Consider the following 17,616-nt stretch of genomic DNA (forward strand, 5'->3'; position numbering starts at 1 on the left):
CGGGTAAAACACCGCCCCGGATAGACTCGGTGGCGGCGGATCCCGTCTTCCCGCCGCACGGAGGCATCACCCAGTCATGGCAACGGCAACCAACGTCGAAGCGACCGCAACGAGCACGATCGAATGGCTGTCGGCACCGTCGACGAACATCGTCGTCCCGGTGTATCAGCGCCAGTACCGCTGGGATATCGGAGGGTGCGAGAGGCTGCTCTCCGACATCCGCGCCGTCGCCGCGGAGGATGCCGGGCACCGGCACTTCATCGGATCGATTCTGTCCGCCCAGGACGCGTCCTCCGACGGTGCCGACCTCATCCTGATCGACGGTCAACAGCGCGTGACCACCCTCATGCTGCTCGTCGCCGCGCTGCATCACTCCGTGCGCGACACGGACCCCGCGATGGCCGCCGAGCTGGAGCGCGTGCTGGTCCGCGCAGACGATTCCTCCCGCACCAAGCTGCGCCCCCACCATGCCTGGGCCGACCTGTACGACTCGGTCGTGCTGGATCGGCGCGACGACGCCGACCGCGAGTCGCGGTTCGACGACAACTACGCCTTCTTCCGAAGCCAGGTGCACGCCGACGAGGCGCCGCGCATCTGGGAGGGCCTGAAGAAGCTGGAGCACGTCTCGATCACCCTCGGTGCGGCGGCCAACGCGCAGCAGATCTTCGAGAGCCTGAACTCCACCGGCGAACCGCTCCGCGACCACGAGCTCATCCACAACTACATCCTGATGGGACTCTCGCACGGCGAGCAGCTCGAGATCGAGGAGCAGTACTGGCTGCCGATCGAACGCCTCACCGGAGAGACGATCGGGGCCTTCTGGCGCCACTTCCTGGTGATGACCACCGGTCGCGAGGTCGACGTCGCCGGTGAGCGCGGCGTGTACAGCGCGTTCCGCGCAACGTTCCCGCGCTTCGACGTCGAGCGACTGCGGGCGGATGCCGGCATCTGGCGCGAGTACGCCGAGATCTACGGCATCCTGCTCGATCCATCGCTCGAATCGGATGCCGGCATCCGACGCCAGCTCGGCTTCGTGAACACCTTCGGTCGCGCCGCCTATCCCCTGGTGATGAGCGCCTATCACGACCACGCCCGCGGCGTGATCTCGCGCGACGAGCTCATCAGCACGATGGAGTGGGTGCAGGCCCTGCTCCTGCGCCGCACCGTGGTGGGTCTGCCGACAGACCGGCTGATCGCTCGCCTGTGCCGTGCCCGCACGGAGGGGACCGATGCACTGATGCGCGCGATCGCCCGCATCACACCCTCGGACGAGCGCGTCAGCGCCGTGCTGAAGTACAGCGAACTCCCCTACGCCTCTTACGTGCTGAGCCGGCTTCTCGACGTCGAGGATGCGAGCGCCTACGACGTCGAGCACATCGTGCCCGCTGCCCCGGGCGACGCCTGGTCGGGAGACGGCACCCGGCCGTGGAGCGAGTACAGCGAGGACGAGCAGAACAGCCACCGCGCGCTGGCGCCGACGCTCGGCAACCTCACCCTTCTCGAGCAGCGGCTCACCGAGCGAGTGTTCGGCGCCTCCTTCCCCGACAAGCGCGACGACGCGTACGCGCGCAGCGCGGTGGCGGGCACCCGCGCTCTGGCGGAGCTGAGCTCATGGGGCACGGCTGCCATCGCCGAGCGCACTGTGCGGCTCTCCGAGGCGTTCGTGAGGATCTGGGCGCGCCCCGATCTGCCCGAGATCGACGATGACGGGCTCACGCCGGTCCTCGACGCCGTTCGCCGTCGCGGTTGGCCGGCGGGCTGGGAGCGCGAGTTCGACTACGTCGAGTACCGCGGCGAGCACTGGGAGGTCAAGGACGTCCGATACCTGTTCAATCGGGTGTTCCGACGCGCCTGGACAGACGACCGCCGCGCCGCACTGGCCTACAGCGCCGCCCACGGCGGACCGCTCTACGACGAGATGGCCTGGAAGGGCCATTGGGACGACTTCGGCGGCATCCACATCTACATGGGTTGGGACTCCAACTACATGATGGGTGCCGTGCAGGGCGTGCTGGAGGAGTCCGGCATCGCCGCCGAGGTGTTCGTGAAGTACTCCTACATCGGGAACGTGATGTGATGACCACGCTGGTGCGACGTATGCAGGACCTGACCGTGACCGAGCACACCATCTTGGTGCCGCTCGTCTGGGACGACGACTCCGACAACCGCACGATCGAGGTGTTCGCCTCCGTCGTCGCGCGCGACGGCGGAGAAGACCTGCCGTACCTGGTGTTCCTGCAGGGCGGACCGGGGTTCGAGGCGCCGAGGGCGTTCCACTCCCCCGCATCCCCGTCCTGGCTGGACATCGCGCTGCGCGACCACCGCGTCGTGATGCTGGATCAGCGCGGCACAGGGCGCTCCACACCGGTCGGCGACCGGCTGCTGGAGGAGCTCGGTTCCGAGGCCACGGCCGAGTATCTGACGCATCTGCGCGCGGACTCGATCGTGAAGGACGCCGAGGCGCTGCGCGCAGAACTGGGAGCGGCGTCCTGGAACCTGCTCGGGCAGTCGTTCGGCGGCTTCACCGTGCTCACGTACCTGTCCACGAACGCGTCCGCACTGGACCGGGTGTACACCACGGGCGGCTTGAGCACCGTTGAGCACACCGTCGACGAGGTCTATGCGCTCAGCTACGACAAGATGCGCACGGCATCGGAGAAGTACTACCGGCGCTTCCCCGAGCACCGGGAGCGGATGCGCCGGCTCGTCGGTCTCGCCGCCGAGGGGAGGCTGATCCTCCCGGACGGTGAGGTCGTCTCGCCCTCGCGCATGCGCTCGGTCGGTTCCGCACTGGGCACGAACGACGGCTGGCAGACGGTCTGGTCGCTGCTCGAACTGGACCCGACCACGAACGCGTTCCGGTACGACCTGGCATCCGCGATGCCGTTCGGCGGCCGCAACCCGCTGTACTTCGCCTTCCACGAGTCCTGCTACGCCGACGCGCAGACCACGCGCTGGTCGGCCGAGCGCGTGGAGCCGGCCGACTTCGCCTCGGACGTGACGCTGTTCACCGGCGAGCACATCCGCAAGGAGTGGACCGAGACGGTTCCCGCCTTCCGTCCGTGGCGCGATGTCGCGCTGACGTTAGCCGAGCACGAGTGGCCGGCGCTCTACGACGCGGAGGCGCTCGCGGCATCCGGAGCTCGCGGCGCTGCCGCGGTGTACGTCAACGACGTCTACGTGTCGCTGGAGCACTCCCTGGAGACCGCTCGGCTGCTGCCGGACATGAAGCTGTGGGTGACCAGCGAGTACGAGCACAACGGGCTTCGGTCCGGCGACGTGTTCGAGCGGCTGCTCGACCTCGCGCACGACCGTCGCGTGCGCTGACGCGCATTCGGTAGGGCGGGTGGGACTTGAACCCACGATCGTCGGGTTATGAGCCCGCTGCCTTGACCAGCTTGGCCACCGCCCCGTAGGTTCTCCAGCCTACCGGGCGATCTCAGTGCGCTGTCGCACCCTCATGCGTCCGGGTGTGGCGCAGATAGATCTCGGCGTTCTCGATGAGGCCGGCGCGCTCCTCGTCGGTGAGCGTCCGACGAACCTTCGCCGGCACGCCGGCGACGAGCGATCCGTCCGGCACCTCGGTGCCGCCGAGGACGACGGCGCCTCCGGCGATGAGGCATCCCCGGCCGATCACAGCGCCGGAGAGCACGACGGCGCCCATACCGACCAGCGAACCGTCACCGATCGTGCAGCCGTGCACGACCGCGTTGTGCCCGATCGAAACCCTCTCACCGACGACGACGCCGTGCCCGCTGTCGACATGCACGGAGACGTTGTCCTGCACGTTGCTGCCGGCGCCGATCGAGATCGGCGCCGAGTCCGCACGCAGCACCGCGTTGTACCAGACGCTCGCGTCCGCGGCCAGGGACACGTCGCCGACGATGCGGGCGCCGTCGGCGACGAAGGCGTGATCGTGCAGTCGCGGTGTCTTGCCCGGCAAAGCCAGGACGGATGCTGCGGAGGAGACGGTCATGTAGGTGAGACTACCCAAAGTTCCGCGTGATTCCGCGCCGGTTAGCGTTGCCTCAGCTTGCTTGCGGAACATTTCAGGCTGAGTAGCGTTGTGGACATCAGGCAGCGATTCACGACCCCGGAGGACCACATGAGCGCTTCGAAGACCATCCCCGCCACTGCCGGCGATCCCACCGTCGCGGCGGCCGCGGCACAGTTCCTCTCCCCCGTCGTCCTCGGCCTGCAGGCCCTGGTCGTCAACGGCAAGCAGGCCCACTGGCACGTGCGCGGCGCCAACTTCATCGGGGTGCACGAGTTCCTCGACACCGTCGTGGCCAATGCGGGCGAGTTCGCCGACACCGCCGCGGAGCGCATCGTCGCCCTCGGTCTGCCGATCGACGCACGTATCAGCACCGTCGCCGAGAAGGCCGGCACGACCAAGGTCGCGGCCGGTTTCGCCGCCTCGGACGACCTGGTCCGCGCTGTGATCGCCGACATCGACGCGATCCTCGTCGACGTGAAGGCCGCCGTCGACGGGCTCGACGAGGTCGACCTCACCAGCCAGGACGTCGCCATCGAGATCCAGCGCGGACTCGAGAAGGACCGCTGGTTCCTGTTCTCGCACGTCGCGGCCTGAGCGAGGCTCTCAACAGAACAGCTCCCCGGACCTCTCGGTCCGGGGAGCTGTTCTGTTGAGAAGGCGGGTCAGTTCGCGCTCATGGCCTTCTTGATGGCCTCGGTGTAATACGGGGCGAGGGTGTCGACGAAGCTCACCGTGAGGTGGTCCTGGTCGCGGTACACGTTCGCGCCGCCCACCACAGGGAAGCAGGTCTTGTCGTCGCAGTACACGTCGGTGAAGTCGAGGAGAGTGACGCCCTTCGTACCGTCCGCGGCCGCGCGCAGCGGATCGTCCTCGTCAAGCAGATCGGCGCGCGGGCCCGTGCAGTCCGCCTGGTCACGCGTGCGGAGACACTTGTTCGGATCGGTCTCCCACGCCGGGTTGTCGATGACCGTCACCACAGGGATGCCGCGGTCGGTCATGGTCGACCACGCCTTCTGGTAGCCCGCCACGGCGGCATCGTGAGAGGAGTCATACCCGGCCGAGGAGTACGGTGTGCCCGCGAGCGCCGCAGTGAAGACGACGTCGAAATCCTCGTCGGCGAGCTTGTCGGCCACGCCCGTTCGCCAGTCGGCGCAGGCCGCCCCGAAGGCACCGCCCGTCGACAGTGGCGTGGTGTTCCAGGGGCAGGCGCCCTTGAAGTAGGTGGTCAGGTGCCACCCCTCGCGCTTCGCCATGTCCTCGAATGTGCTGAGCAGCTGGAAGGCGTGGCTGTCGCCGATCAGGGCGACGCGCGGAGCATCCGGTGCATCCGATCCGAAGTCGCAGGACACGGGACGCGAGTCGGTGAGCTGGACGAAGCACTGCTCATCTGCGGGGCGATCGACGCCCGCGAAGCCGGGCGCAGGCAGGATCGCGTCCGTAGCCGGCGCATCCGCGCAGGAGTCATCGAGGACAGCCGCCGCGCCGAAGCAGCTCGGCGGGTTCTCGCGAAGCTCCTGGATCGCCTGGACCCCCTGCTGGTACGTGTTGGCGTTCACCGCCCAGGCGCCCGCGGCGGTGCCGCCGACCAGGAGCATGGCGCCGAGCGCCGCCCAGAGGGTGACCCGAGGACGACGGCTCGTGAGCACCTTCCACGAGCGCGTGGGGTCCTCGACGAACTTCTTCGTCAGCCAGGCGACGACGAAGCAGATGACGAGCAGCGCGACCCGGTGGTAGATCGTCAGACCCCAGAACGGCACCGACGGAGCGATGATGATCAGCGGCCAGTGCCAGAGGTACAGGCTGTACGAGATGTCACCGGTGAACCGCATCGGCCGGATCGCCAGGATCCGCGTCGGGTACCACCACCGGTCGACGTTGGATGCCGAGATGATCGCCGCAGCGCCAAGGGTCGGCAGCAGCGCCATGTATCCGGGGAACGGCGTCTGACCGTCGAAGCGGAACGCGGTGTACAGCAGCGCCAGGATGCCGCCCCACCCGAGGATGAAGCTGAGCACGGCGTTGCGCACACGCAGCATCGGGACGAGGGCGATGACCGCACCCACGCCGAACTGCCACATCCTGCCGAAGGTGACGAAGTATGCCGGTGCGGGGTTCGTCGCGGTGTAGATGACGCAGAAGACGAAGGAGGCGACCGAGACGAGACCGATGGCGACGGCGGCCGCCTTGAGGCGGTCACCGCGCAGCCACTTCACCGCGATCCATGCCGCGAGCAGCATGATCAGCGGCCAGAGCACGTAGAACTGCTCCTCGAGGGACAGCGACCAGTAGTGCTGGACCGTCGTCGGATCACCCGAGAGCGCGAGGTAGTCGGCGGAGTTGCCTGCGAGATACCAGTTCTCCACGTAGAAGGTGGAGGCGATGATCTCCTTGATCTCGGCGGGGAGCGCCGAGGTCGGCGTGAGGTACGGCGATGCGGCGACCAGAGCGCAGAACAGGAGCACGAGCAGGGAGGCCGGCAGCAGACGCCGGGCACGACGCGCCCAGAACTGACCCAGCTTCACCGTTCCTGTCGAGGTGAGCTCCCTGGCCAGGTGCGAGGTGATGAGGAAGCCCGAGATGACGAAGAAGATGTCGACACCGACATAGCCGCCGCTGAGCCGGCCCGGCCAGAAGTGGTAGAGCACCACGAAGAGCACTGCGATCGCACGGAGCCCCTGAACGTGCGGGATGAACCGATTTCCCGCCGCATGCTCCGGCGAACGTTCCCGTCGCAGGGCTTTGCGGGTGGGCGCGACTGCTTCTGACTGCACCATACGACCCTAGCGTGCGGCCGCTCGCTCGCCCGGAGCGACGGCCTGTCATGCCGTGTGCGTGGCCCTCCCCCCGAGGACCGTGGCGAGCACGGGCATCGTTCGCAGCTGCGGCCCCGAGGCGGTGCGCGGGTCGCGACCGCAGAGCACCAGATCGGCGGCTGCGCCCAGTCGGATCTCGGTACGAGCGGCGGCAGCGAGCGCCTGGTCGACCGTGAGCCGCTCCTCCGGATGCCATGGCTCGCGGTCGTCGTCCGTCCTCGTGACGGCCGCTGAGATCGCGTGCCACGGGTCGAGCGCGGTCACGGGAGCGTCCGAGCCGAAGCGGATCTCGACGCCGGCATCACGCAGCGCGGCCAGCGGGTAGCCGATCGAGGTCTGCTCGGCCCAGAGGCGCCCGACGAGATCGCGATCGTCCAGCGCGTGCTGCGGCTGCACACTCGCGATCACGCCGAGCCGAGCGAAGCGCGCGAGGTCGGCGTGGCGCACGAGCTGGGCGTGCTCGACGGTGCCGACGGCCCCGGTGCTGGTGAACGCGTCCAGGACGGCCGTGACCGCTCGGTCGCCGATGGCGTGCGCGGCCACAGCGAGTCCTGCACCGGTCGCGGTCGTGAAGAGGGTCGCGAGCTCTTCCGGCGGCACGGTGAGCACGCCGAAGTTCGCGGCATCGCCCGGGTAGTGGTGCGAGCACGCGGCGGTGCGCGTGCCCAGCGACCCGTCGGTGATGATCTTGAGGGGGCCGACGTGGATCAGTCCCCTCACGGTGTCTGGTGTCCCAGGCCGCTCGCACGCCTCCCCGGTGCGCAGGCCGGCATCGATGGCGCGCTCCAGATCGTGCGGGTAGACCGCGAACTCGACGCGGTGCGCGTCGAACCCCGCGGCGATGCGTCGCTGCCAGGCATCGGCGTTCCAACCCATGTCGAAGTCGACAAGACCCACGATGCCGCGTGCGGCCGCGCGACGCCCAGCCTCCGCGACCGCGGCGTCGGCCATCGGCTCGTCGACCGCATTCAGCCTTCGCGAGATCTCGAAGGCCGGCAGCTCGCGCAGCATCCCGTCGTCGTCCTGGCCTTCGAAGCCCTCGCGCCGCAGAGCCGACGTGTTCAGCCAGACGCTGTGCACGTCGGCATTGAGCAGATACGTCGGCACCCCACCCGTCGCGGCGTCCAGCAGCTCGCGCGACGGCACATCCGGCCAGAGCGCATCCCGGAATCCCGTGCCGATCCGACGTCCGTCGGGCAGCGGCGCGACAGCAGACATCCGTGCCGCGGCATCCGCTGCACTCGTGGCGTCGTGCAGCGGCTCGCGCTGCGCGGTGAGCGCCCATTGCACGGTGTGCACGTGGTTGTCCCAGAGCCCGGGCACCGCCCAGGCGCCCTCGCCGTCGATCACCTCGATGGGCGCGCGCAGGTTGCCGGTCGGGGCGATGTCGGCGATCACACCGTCCTGCACGAGGATGTCGACCGGATCGTCGGTGGGCAGCAGCTCTCGTCCGGGACCGGCGACCCGTACGGCCCGCAGCAGCAGATCGGCGCTCATCCGCGGTGCGCCAGACGTGCCTCGTGCGCGCGGCGCATCTCGGCCGCGAGAGCGGGATGCGAATACGCGCCGTCGCCGTCCAGCTCGGCGATCACGTTCTCGACGACGTCGTCGGGCTTGTTCTGGCTGAGCTTGCGCTTGGCTGTCACTCGGGTGGGGGTCAGCCGGAATCCGACGGTGCCCGCCTCGAGCACGCGCACGAACTCGTCGGTGTTCGGAGCCTGCCACATCAGCCGCGGCTGCGGCAGGCGGGACTCGAAGTGCGCGACCAGCTCGTCGAGGATCTTCAGATTCGTCTGGGTGTCGACGATCTCCGGGATGCCGGCCAGGTGCACCGCCACATAGTTCCAGGTGGGTACCGCCTTGATGTCGCCGTACCAGTTCGGCGAGATGTAGCCGTTCGGCCCTTCGAAGACGAGCAGCAGCTCGGTCTCGCCCAGCCCCAGCACCTGATCGTCGGGCTTGCCCACGTGCCCGACCACGGTCAGGTCTTCGCGGTCGGGGTCGAGCAGCACAGGGTAGTGCGAGGCGACGAGCCCGTCGGGCCCGGTCGCGACCAGAGTCGCCCACGGGTTCTGCGCGATCACCCGCCTCAGCTCGGTCACATCGGTCATCGCGAAGCTCGGGTTCTGGCGCATGAGACCAGATTACGGCGACGGCGGCCCCCGGGGATCGCCTCCCAGGGACCGCCGCGACCGTGTCCGCTACTGCCTGGAGGCGACCACCGGGACCGCCTGCGTCTTCCACTCCTGGAAGTCACGATCGTCGGCCATGAACACGTCGATCTGCTCCTTCGTCGCGAGCAGCTTCGGATCGTTGTCCAGGTACTTCTTCGTCTCTCGGGCGATCAGCCCCGACAGGATCAGCAGACCGATGAGGTTCGGGATCGCCATCAGGCCGTTCATGACGTCGGAGAACGCCCAGACGACGCCGAGCTGCACCGTGCACCCGATGAACACCACGAGCGAGAAGATCACGCGGAACGGCATCACGGCTCGTCGGCCCATCAGCCGCTCGATGCAGCGCTCGCCGTAGTAGGACCAGCCCAGGATCGTCGAGCCGGCGAACATCACCAGGCCGATGGTGACGATGTAGTGGCCCCACTCCCCCGGCAGGCCGTGCGAGAACGCCTCACCGGTCATCAGCGCAGCGCTGATCTGCTTGCCGGTCTCGGAGTCGACCATGTCCCACACACCCGTGGTGATGATGACCAGTCCGGTGCAGGTCACGACGATGATCGTGTCGATGAAGGTCTGCGTCATCGACACGAGCCCCTGACGCACCGGGTGCGTGGTCTTGGCAGCGGCCGCTGCGATCGCCGCGGAGCCCATGCCGGACTCGTTGGAGAAGATGCCGCGGGCGACGCCGAACTGCACCGCGATGATGATCGCAGAACCGGCGAAACCGCCGACCGGAGCCGTGCCGGTGAATGCGTCGGTGAAGATCTGTGCGAAGGCGGCGGGCACATCGGCGATGTTCGCGATCAGGATGTACAGCGCCCCGAGCACGTAGAAGATGATCATGATCGGCACCAGCCCCGCGGTCACGCGGGCGATCGACTTGATGCCGCCGACGAGCACCAGCATGGCGAAGGCCGTGAGCACGAGCCCGGTCACCCAGGTCGGCACGTTGAAGCTGTTCTCCATGTTCGTGGCGATCGAGTTGCCCTGGGTCATGTTGCCGATGCCGAAGCAGGCGAACACCGCGGCGATCGCGAAGAACAGCGCGAGGAACTTCCCGAACCTGTTCGGGATGCCGCGCTCCAGGTAGTACTGCGGACCGCCGGACTTCTCCCCTGCGGCATCCGTCTTACGGAATCGCACGCCGAGGAACGCCTCGGAGTACTTCGAGGCCATGCCGAGCAGGCCGGTCACCCACATCCAGAACAGTGCACCCGGGCCGCCGATGCCGATCGCGGTCGCGACACCGACGATGTTGCCGGTGCCCACCGTCGCGGCCAATGCCGTCGTGAGTGCCTGGAACTGCGAGATGTCGCCGTCGTCGGCGCCCGGGTCCTTGCGGGTGAAGATGCCCAGGCGCAGCGCGGAGCCGAGCCGGAGGAACTGGATGCCGCCGAGGCGGATCGTCAGATAGAGCCCTGTTCCCAGCAGGAGCGGGATGAGGATCCAGGGCCCCCAGATCCATCGGCTGATCGCCTCGAGTACGGTTTGCAGGCCGGAAAGGTCCATCGGATCTCCTGTCGTGCGTCGTTGCAGAGAGTCCGGTCATCCTTTCACAGCGCGCTCACAGGCTTCTACCCGGCGCCGGTGCGGCGGCGTTTCAGCGCTGGCAGGAGGGGCACCAGTACAGCTTGCGTGCACCGATCTCCTCGAGCGCGATCTCGGTACCGCACACCCTGCACGGGAGGCCCGCGCGGTGATAGACCCAGTGCCGGTCATCGCGACTGGCCATCGCGGCGCGGTACTCGTCCGGTGAGAGTTCGTCCATGGTCATCATCTGGCCGGTCTCGACCCCGATCGCCAGCAGCCGCACCCAGTCCTGCCACAGCTCGCGGACGACATCCTCGGGCACCTGCTTGCCTGGCGTGTGCGGGTTCAGCCGCGCACGGAACAGCATCTCGGCGCGATACACGTTGCCGATGCCGCTGACGACCGCCTGGTCCATCAGCAGCAGTGCGATCGGGGTGCCCTTCTTCCGCACCGCCGCCGTGAATCGCTCCTCGCCCTCGGCGGGGTCGCCCACCAGCGGGTCCGGCCCGAGCTTCGCGATCGTGGCGAGCATCTCGTCGGGCGTCTGCACCTGGCAGGCTGTCGGGCCGCGCAGATCTGCGCAGGTGACGTCCGTCAGCAGGCGGACGCGCACCTGACCGACCACGGGCGGCGGCCACTCGTCGCCCTCGTCCTCGAGGCCCTTGGTCTGCTCCGACATCCGCACATGCACGCGGGTTCGCCGAGGTGCGCCGATCGAGGTGAGTGAGTTCTCGCCCGCGTCGTCCAGGATCGGCGCGTCCAGATCCGTTCCGCGCTGGTTCGTCTGCCCCATCCGCCCGTTGGCGGAGGCGATGGTCGGGTCGACGAGGATCTCCCCCGCGAAGTCCCATGCTCCGTACAGTCCGAGGTGCACGCGCAGCCAGGCGTCGCCGTCGAAGCCGAGGAACATCTGCTTGCCGACGGCCTTCGCATCGAGCAGCTCACGACCGCTGAGGAACTCGGCGCCTTCGGCGAACCGGCCCTGCGGGCTGGACGCCATGACCTCGCGGCCCACGAAGTTGCGGTCGAACTGACGAGCGATGCGGTGGACGGAGTGGCCCTCGGGCATCTCAGGCCCGCGGGTCCGGCAGCAGGGAGCCGTCGCGCTCGAAGTCGGCGATCTGGCCGATACGCCGAACATGCCGCTCCTCGTCCGAGAACGGCGTCGCGATGAACAGGTCGATGAACGAGGTCACCTCATCGAAGGTGTGCTGACGCGCACCGATCGAGATCACGTTGGCGTCGTTGTGCTCACGGGCCAGCTCGGCGGTGGACAGGTTCCACACCAGCGCCGCGCGGATGCCCGCCACCTTGTTCGCCGCGATCTGCTCGCCGTTGCCCGAACCACCGAAGACCACGCCCAGCGCCTCGACCCCTGCCGCCTGATCGGCGACGACGGCCTGCGCCGCTCGGATGCAGAACGCCGGGTAGTCGTCCACCGGGTCGTAGGACAGCGGGCCGTGGTCGACCACGTCGTGTCCGGCCGCACGCAGGTGCTCCTGCAGACGGGTGGAGAAGTCGAGTCCGGCGTGATCGGTGGCGAGGTGGATGCGCATGGCATCCATCCTAGAAGCGCGACTCAGGGCGCGAGCCCTGCCGCGGCCGGACGGAATCCCAGGCGCGCGTTCTCGCAGTCACCAGGTCGGGACACGTCGTACCAGGGGCCGAGCGCAGTGACGTGCGGGCGCTGCGCTGCCGGCATCCCCTCGACACGCTCCTCGACGAGGTCGACGAGCCCGGCGACGAAGGCCGGGTGGATGCCGGGGGTCGGCGTGCGCACCGCCCGGATGCCGGCCTCCTCGGCAGCCTGCATCGCCTCGGTGTCCAGGTCCCACAGCACCTCCATGTGGTCGCTCACGAAGCCGAGCGGGACGATCACGACGGCCTCCGCGCCGCGGGAGGGCAGCTCGCCGATGACGTCGTTGACGTCGGGCTCGAGCCACGGCTGGGTCGGCGGACCGGAGCGGGACTGGAAGACGAGCTCCCAGGGCAGCACTCCCCCGCCGACCGGCAGGTTCGCCATGATGTACTCCGCGACCGCGCGGTGCTGCGCGGCGTATGCGCCACCCTCGCCCCAGTCGACGTCCCGAGGGCCGGAGCGCTCCGCGTCACCGGTCGGGATACTGTGCGTGGAGAACAGCACATGGATCTTCGAGGCATCGACGCCGTCGTCGAGCAGCTGCCGAACGGCATCCGCCACACCCTCCTGGAACGGCGCGACGAAGCCGGGGTGGTCGAAGAAGAGTCGCACCTTGTCGGCCGTCACCTGCTGCTCCAGACCGGCGTCGGTGATCGCGCGCGCGATGTCCTCGCGGTACTGGCGGTCGCTGGAGTAGGAGCTGTACGCGCTGGTGGCCAGCACCAGCAGGGTCTTGTGGCCGTCGGCGGCCGCCTGGGTGAACGCCTCGTCGAGGTAGGGACCCCAGTTCCGGTTGCCCCAGTAGACGGGCAGGTCGAGGCCACGACGGGCGATCTCCGCCTCGAGTGCGGCCTTCAGGTCGCGGTTCTGCGCGTTGATCGGGCTGACCCCGCCGAAATGCCGGTAGTGGTGCGCGACCTCCTCGAGTCGCTCATCCGGGATGCCGCGGCCGCGCGTGACGTTGCGCAGGAACGGGATCACGTCGTCCTGCCCCTCCGGCCCGCCGAAGCTCGCGAGGATCAGCGCGTCGTAGGCGACGGGCGTCTCCACGAACGGTGCGCCGGAAGCTGCGGCAGGAGATGCGAAGGGAACGATATCGACGGGAGTCACAGTCACCTCATAATCTTTTCACCGCTCCCTATGAGAGTCCCGATCCCGCGGGCCGTGGAATTCGGTGGCACGGGTGCCTGGCGTAGGCTGTCATGGTTGCCGTCGGCGCCAGCAGCGCCGGACCGTGGCGACACCCCCTCACCACTGGGAGAAGAGCTGTGCCTGGAGAGAACCTCACCCGCATCGAAGCGCAGGAGCGCCGCGCCGTCATCGACACGCAGTCCTATGAGGTCACGCTCGACCTCACCAAGGGCGACGAGGTGTTCGGATCGCGCAGCGTCGTGCGCTTCACTGCGACCCCGGGGGCCTTCACCTTCATCGACCTCATCGCCCGCGACGTGCGCGAGATCTCGCTCAACGGTGAGCAGCTCGATCCCAGCGCGGTGTTCGCGGACTCCCGCATCGCGCTCGAGGGCCTGCAGGCCGAGAACGTGCTCGTCGTGGACGCGGACTGCCTGTACACCAACACGGGCGAGGGCCTGCACCGCTTCGTCGACCCGGTCGACGGCGAGGTCTACCTGTACTCCCAGTTCGAGGTGCCCGACTCCCGCCGCGTCTTCGCGGTCTTCGAGCAGCCCGATCTGAAGGCGACGTTCCAGTTCACGGTCACCGCGCCGTCGGCCTGGAAGGTCGTGTCGAACTCGCCCACGCCCGAGCCGATCGTGCACGACGACACCACGATCGCCACGTGGGGCTTCGACCCCACCCCCCGAATCTCCTCGTACATCACCGCGCTCGTCGCCGGTCCCTACGAGTCGGTGTTCTCCGAGCTGACCAGCGCCTCCGGCCGCGTCATCCCGCTCGGCGTCTACGGTCGTAAGAGCCTGTGGCAGCACCTCGACGCCGACTACATCTTCGACAAGACCCGTGAGGGCTTCGCCTACTTCGAGTCGAAGTTCGGCGTGCCGTACCCGTTCGCGAAGTACGACCAGCTGTTCGTGCCCGAGTTCAACGCGGGGGCCATGGAGAACGCCGGCGCCGTCACCTTCACGGAGACCTACGTGTTCCGCAGCAAGGTCACCGACGCGGTCAAGGAGCGCCGCGTCGTCACGATCCTGCACGAGCTCGCGCACATGTGGTTCGGCGACCTGGTCACCATGAAGTGGTGGAACGACCTCTGGTTGAACGAGTCGTTCGCCGAGTGGGCCTCGACCATCGCCACTGCCGAGGCCACCGAGTGGACCGAGGCGTGGACCACGTTCAACGCCATGGAGAAGACCTGGGCGTACCGGCAGGACCAGCTGCCCTCCACGCACCCGGTCGTCGCCGAGATCAACGACCTCGAGGACGTGCTGGTCAACTTCGACGGCATCACCTACGCCAAGGGCGGATCGGTGCTCAAGCAGCTCACCGCCTGGGTGGGCATCGACGCGTTCTTCGCCGGCGTCTCGGCCTATTTCCAGAAGCACTCCTGGGGCAACACCGAGCTCAGCGATCTGCTCGTCGAGCTCGAGCGCACCAGCGGCCGCGACCTGACCACGTGGTCGAAGAAGTGGCTCGAGACCGCAGGCGTGAACACCCTCGCCCCCGTCGTGGCCGAGGACTCCAGCGGCGTCATCACCCGGTTCGCCGTCACGCAGACCGCCCCGGCCGACTACCCGACCATCCGCCCGCACCGTCTGGGCATCGGCTTCTACGACCTCGAGGCCGGCGCCCTGGTGCGCACGCACTACGTCGAGGTGGACGTCGACGGCGACCGCACCGAGCTGCCCGAACTGCAGGGGCTGAAGCGGCCCGCACTGGTGCTGCTGAACGACAAGGACCTCGCGTACGCGAAGATCCGCCTCGACGAGAAGTCGCTGGCCACCGCCATCGAGCACCTCTCCGACATCAGCGACCCGCTCGCCCGCTCGCTCGTGTGGGGCGCGGCCTGGGATCAGACTCGCGACGCCGAGAGCAGCGCGAGCGACTACATCGACCTGGTGCTCGGCAACATCGGCCGCGAGACCGAGTCGACCACCATCCGCACCACGCTGGCCCAGCTGGGCCTCGCCGCGTCGGCGTACGTCACTCCTTCGCAGCGCTCCGCCGCTCGCGAGAAGGTCGCCGACGGCCTGTGGTCCCTCGCGCAGGGCGCCGCTGCGGGCAGCGACAGCCAGCTGCAGCTGGTCACCGCCTTCGCGAACATCCTCGTCACGCCCGAGCACGCCGGCGTCGTGGGTCGGCTCCGCTCCGGCGAGGACACCCTTCCCGGCCTCGACATCGACGCGGACCTGTCCTGGCAGCTGCTGGTCGGGCTCGCGGCCGCCGGTGCCACGGATGCTGCGACGATCGACGCCTCGCTGGCTGCGGACAACACCTCGAAGGGTGCGGAGTTCGCCGCCCAGGCTCGTGCCGCGCTGCCCTCCGCCGAGGCCAAGCAGACCGCATGGACCTCGCTGGTGGACAACGCCGACCTGCCGAACACGATCGTGCGCGCTGCCGCCGCCGGCTTCGTGCACCCCTCCGGTGTCGAGGTGCTCGGCGACTTCGTGCCGAAGTACTTCGAGATGCTGCTGCCGATCTGGACGTCGCGCACCTACCAGATCGCCGACTACCTCGTGGTCGGTCTGTACCCGCGGTCGCTCGCGACCGTCGAACTCCGGGATGCCACGCGCGCCTGGCTGTCGTCGAACCAGGATGCCGCCCCCGCGCTGCGCCGCCTCGTGCACGAGAACCTGGCCGATGTGGAGCGCGCCCTCGCCGCGCAGTCTCGCGACGCCGACGACTGATCCCCGCGGACCCAGAGTTCTGAAAGCCCCGGTGAGGCCTCTCCGCGCACAGCGTGCGGAGAGGCCTCATCAGTAGAATCGAGGGGATGCTTCTTCTCCCGCTTGCTGCCGCGACACCGGCTCCGACCGCGTCCACTGATCCCGCACCCTGGTCCGGGGAGGCGATCCTCGGCGTGCTGACCGCCATCGGCGCCAAGCTCCTTCACATCGCGATCATCGTCGCCGTCTGCATCGCGATCGCCTTCGTGCTGCGCCTGGTCATCCGCCGCGTCGTGCACCGCATCGTGGACAACGCGAAGAACAAGGCAGCAGTGACCGACACGGTCGCGCTGGAGCGCTCCCCGCTCGCAGACATGCGCCTTGTGCAGCGCACCCGCACCCTCGGCACCATCCTGCAGAACATCGTGAACGTCACCCTCGTGATCGTGGCGCTCGTGCTCATCGTCTCGGCGATCAACCCCGACATCCTCGGCTCTCTGACCCTGCTCACGGCCGCGGTCGGCGCCGGCCTCGGCTTCGGCGCGCAGAACATCGTCAAGGACGTGCTGAACGGCATGTTCATCGTCGCCGAGGACCAGATCGGCATCGGCGACGTGGTCGACCTGGGCCTCGCCACCGGCGTCGTAGAGTACGTCAGCGTCCGCATCACCCAGGTCCGCGATGTCAACGGCACGCTCTGGTACGTGCGCAACGGCGAAGTGACCCGCATCGGCAACATGTCCCAGGGCTGGGCGCGCGTGATCGTCGACCTTGGCCTGCCGGCCGACAGCGATCTCGACGATGTCGAGCAGTCGATGCTGGAGACCGCCCAGGCTCTCGCGAAGGATCCGAAGTGGCGCACCAGGATCATCGAGAAGCCCGAGATCTGGGGCCTGGAGTCGATCGACGGTGATGCGCTGGTGGTGCGCGTCGTCATCAAGACCAGGGCGAACGCGAAGGACGACGTGGCACAGGAGCTGCGCGCGCGCCTGAAGAAGACTTTCGACGAGAAGCAGATCGCCCTGCCCAGTCTCGTCGGCGTGGTCCCCACGGGCCTGGACGGCGCGCGCCGCGTGCGCGGTGCCAACCCGCCGAAGACCCGCCCCACTCCGGTGACGGGCGTGCCGGTCGTGGATCGCGGCGTCTGGCGCCGGAAGAAGTCCGGAGACACGAAGCCCGAGAGCGGCGCGGAAGGCGGGACGAAGAAGTGACGTTCTACGACGAGATCGGCGGGCACGAGACCTTCGAGAAGATCGTGCGCGTGTTCTACCGCGAGGTCGCCGCCGACCCCGTGCTGCGCCCGATGTACCCCGAAGAGGACCTCGGCCCCGCCCAGGAGCGGCTGCGGATGTTCCTCGAGCAGTACTGGGGCGGTCCGTCCACCTACGGCGAGCAGCGCGGCCATCCCCGGCTGCGGATGCGGCACGTGCCGTTCCACATCGACCCGGACGCCCGTGACCGCTGGCTCGCACACATGCGCACAGCGCTCGACGAGGCGGAGCTCTCCCCGATGCACGAGGCGACGTTCTGGGACTACCTGCAGCGCGCGGCGCATTCGCTCGTGAACACCTTCGAGCCCTCCGGTGTCGGCCCGATCCAGCAGGCGCAGACCCGACCCGATCTGGGCCTCACCTCGTAGCATCCGCTCTTCCGCATCGAC

The 17,616-nt window shown here is 68.5% G+C and carries 14 protein-coding genes and 1 tRNA gene; 6 read left to right on the forward strand and 9 right to left on the reverse strand.

Features of this window, described 5'->3' with window-relative positions; all coding sequences use genetic code 11:
• Positions 1-76: 76 nt before the first annotated feature.
• Positions 77-2,077: a DUF262 domain-containing protein gene (locus tag ACFVDO_RS02945; RefSeq protein WP_378859483.1), complete on the forward strand. Its 2,001-nt coding sequence runs from the start codon at positions 77-79 to the stop codon at positions 2,075-2,077.
• Positions 2,077-3,327 carry an alpha/beta fold hydrolase gene (locus ACFVDO_RS02950; protein WP_378859482.1) on the forward strand — a complete coding sequence of 417 codons (1,251 nt, stop codon included), beginning with the start codon at positions 2,077-2,079 and terminating at the stop codon, positions 3,325-3,327. The genes ACFVDO_RS02945 and ACFVDO_RS02950 overlap by 1 nt, the downstream gene beginning before the upstream one ends.
• An 11-nt stretch (positions 3,328-3,338) precedes the next feature.
• On the opposite strand, the gene ACFVDO_RS02955 is transcribed toward ACFVDO_RS02950, so the two are convergent.
• Both ACFVDO_RS02955 and ACFVDO_RS02960 read right to left on the reverse strand, forming a co-directional pair.
• Positions 3,339-3,412: transfer RNA gene (locus ACFVDO_RS02955), tRNA-Ile, on the reverse strand.
• A 27-nt stretch (positions 3,413-3,439) separates the two neighbouring features.
• Positions 3,440-3,976, reverse strand: coding sequence for a gamma carbonic anhydrase family protein (locus ACFVDO_RS02960; RefSeq protein ID WP_378859481.1), 537 nt, complete (start codon positions 3,974-3,976; stop codon positions 3,440-3,442).
• 129 nt (positions 3,977-4,105) lie between these two features.
• Here ACFVDO_RS02960 and ACFVDO_RS02965 point away from each other — a divergent pair, with 129 nt between their 5' ends.
• A complete protein-coding gene (locus tag ACFVDO_RS02965; RefSeq protein WP_378859480.1) occupies positions 4,106-4,591 on the forward strand; it encodes a Dps family protein in 486 nt (161 codons plus the stop codon).
• A 68-nt stretch (positions 4,592-4,659) separates the two neighbouring features.
• Here the strand turns inward: ACFVDO_RS02965 and ACFVDO_RS02970 are convergent, their stop codons facing one another.
• The 7 genes from ACFVDO_RS02970 to ACFVDO_RS03000 form a co-directional block, all read right to left on the reverse strand.
• Complete coding sequence (locus tag ACFVDO_RS02970; RefSeq protein WP_378859642.1) at positions 4,660-6,768, reverse strand: acyltransferase family protein; 2,109 nt, start codon at positions 6,766-6,768, stop codon at positions 4,660-4,662.
• Positions 6,769-6,816: 48 nt separating this feature from the next.
• Positions 6,817-8,307 carry an amidohydrolase gene (locus tag ACFVDO_RS02975; RefSeq protein WP_378859641.1) on the reverse strand — a complete coding sequence of 497 codons (1,491 nt, stop codon included), beginning with the start codon at positions 8,305-8,307 and terminating at the stop codon, positions 6,817-6,819.
• Positions 8,304-8,945, reverse strand: a complete 642-nt coding sequence (locus tag ACFVDO_RS02980) for an FMN-binding negative transcriptional regulator (protein WP_378859640.1) — start codon at positions 8,943-8,945, stop codon at positions 8,304-8,306. The genes ACFVDO_RS02975 and ACFVDO_RS02980 overlap by 4 nt, the downstream gene beginning before the upstream one ends.
• Before the next feature lie 66 nt (positions 8,946-9,011).
• Positions 9,012-10,496: an alanine/glycine:cation symporter family protein gene (locus ACFVDO_RS02985; protein WP_378859639.1), complete on the reverse strand. Its 1,485-nt coding sequence runs from the start codon at positions 10,494-10,496 to the stop codon at positions 9,012-9,014.
• A 91-nt stretch (positions 10,497-10,587) separates the two neighbouring features.
• On the reverse strand, positions 10,588-11,586 hold the full coding sequence (locus ACFVDO_RS02990) for an Fpg/Nei family DNA glycosylase (RefSeq protein WP_378859638.1): 999 nt from the start codon (positions 11,584-11,586) through the stop codon (positions 10,588-10,590).
• Between the two features lies 1 nt (position 11,587).
• Entirely contained in the window at positions 11,588-12,073 is a 486-nt protein-coding gene (locus tag ACFVDO_RS02995) for a ribose-5-phosphate isomerase (protein WP_378859637.1), read from the reverse strand.
• A 23-nt stretch (positions 12,074-12,096) separates the two neighbouring features.
• Positions 12,097-13,272 carry a ferrochelatase gene (locus tag ACFVDO_RS03000; protein ID WP_378859636.1) on the reverse strand — a complete coding sequence of 392 codons (1,176 nt, stop codon included), beginning with the start codon at positions 13,270-13,272 and terminating at the stop codon, positions 12,097-12,099.
• Between the two features lie 152 nt (positions 13,273-13,424).
• Here ACFVDO_RS03000 and pepN point away from each other — a divergent pair, with 152 nt between their 5' ends.
• The 3 genes from pepN (at position 13,425) to ACFVDO_RS03015 (ending at position 17,595) form a co-directional block, all read left to right on the forward strand.
• Positions 13,425-15,977 (forward strand): aminopeptidase N, encoded by a 2,553-nt coding sequence (pepN, locus tag ACFVDO_RS03005; protein WP_378859635.1) that lies wholly within the window; start codon positions 13,425-13,427, stop codon positions 15,975-15,977.
• A gap of 86 nt (positions 15,978-16,063) precedes the next feature.
• Positions 16,064-17,167 carry a mechanosensitive ion channel family protein gene (locus tag ACFVDO_RS03010; protein ID WP_378859634.1) on the forward strand — a complete coding sequence of 368 codons (1,104 nt, stop codon included), beginning with the start codon at positions 16,064-16,066 and terminating at the stop codon, positions 17,165-17,167.
• Complete coding sequence (locus ACFVDO_RS03015; protein ID WP_378859633.1) at positions 17,164-17,595, forward strand: globin; 432 nt, start codon at positions 17,164-17,166, stop codon at positions 17,593-17,595. Before ACFVDO_RS03010 ends, ACFVDO_RS03015 begins: the two co-directional genes overlap by 4 nt.
• Positions 17,596-17,616: the final 21 nt, after the last annotated feature.

This window comes from Microbacterium sp. NPDC057741, assembly GCF_042798735.1.
Classification (GTDB): Bacteria; Actinomycetota; Actinomycetes; order Actinomycetales; family Microbacteriaceae; genus Microbacterium.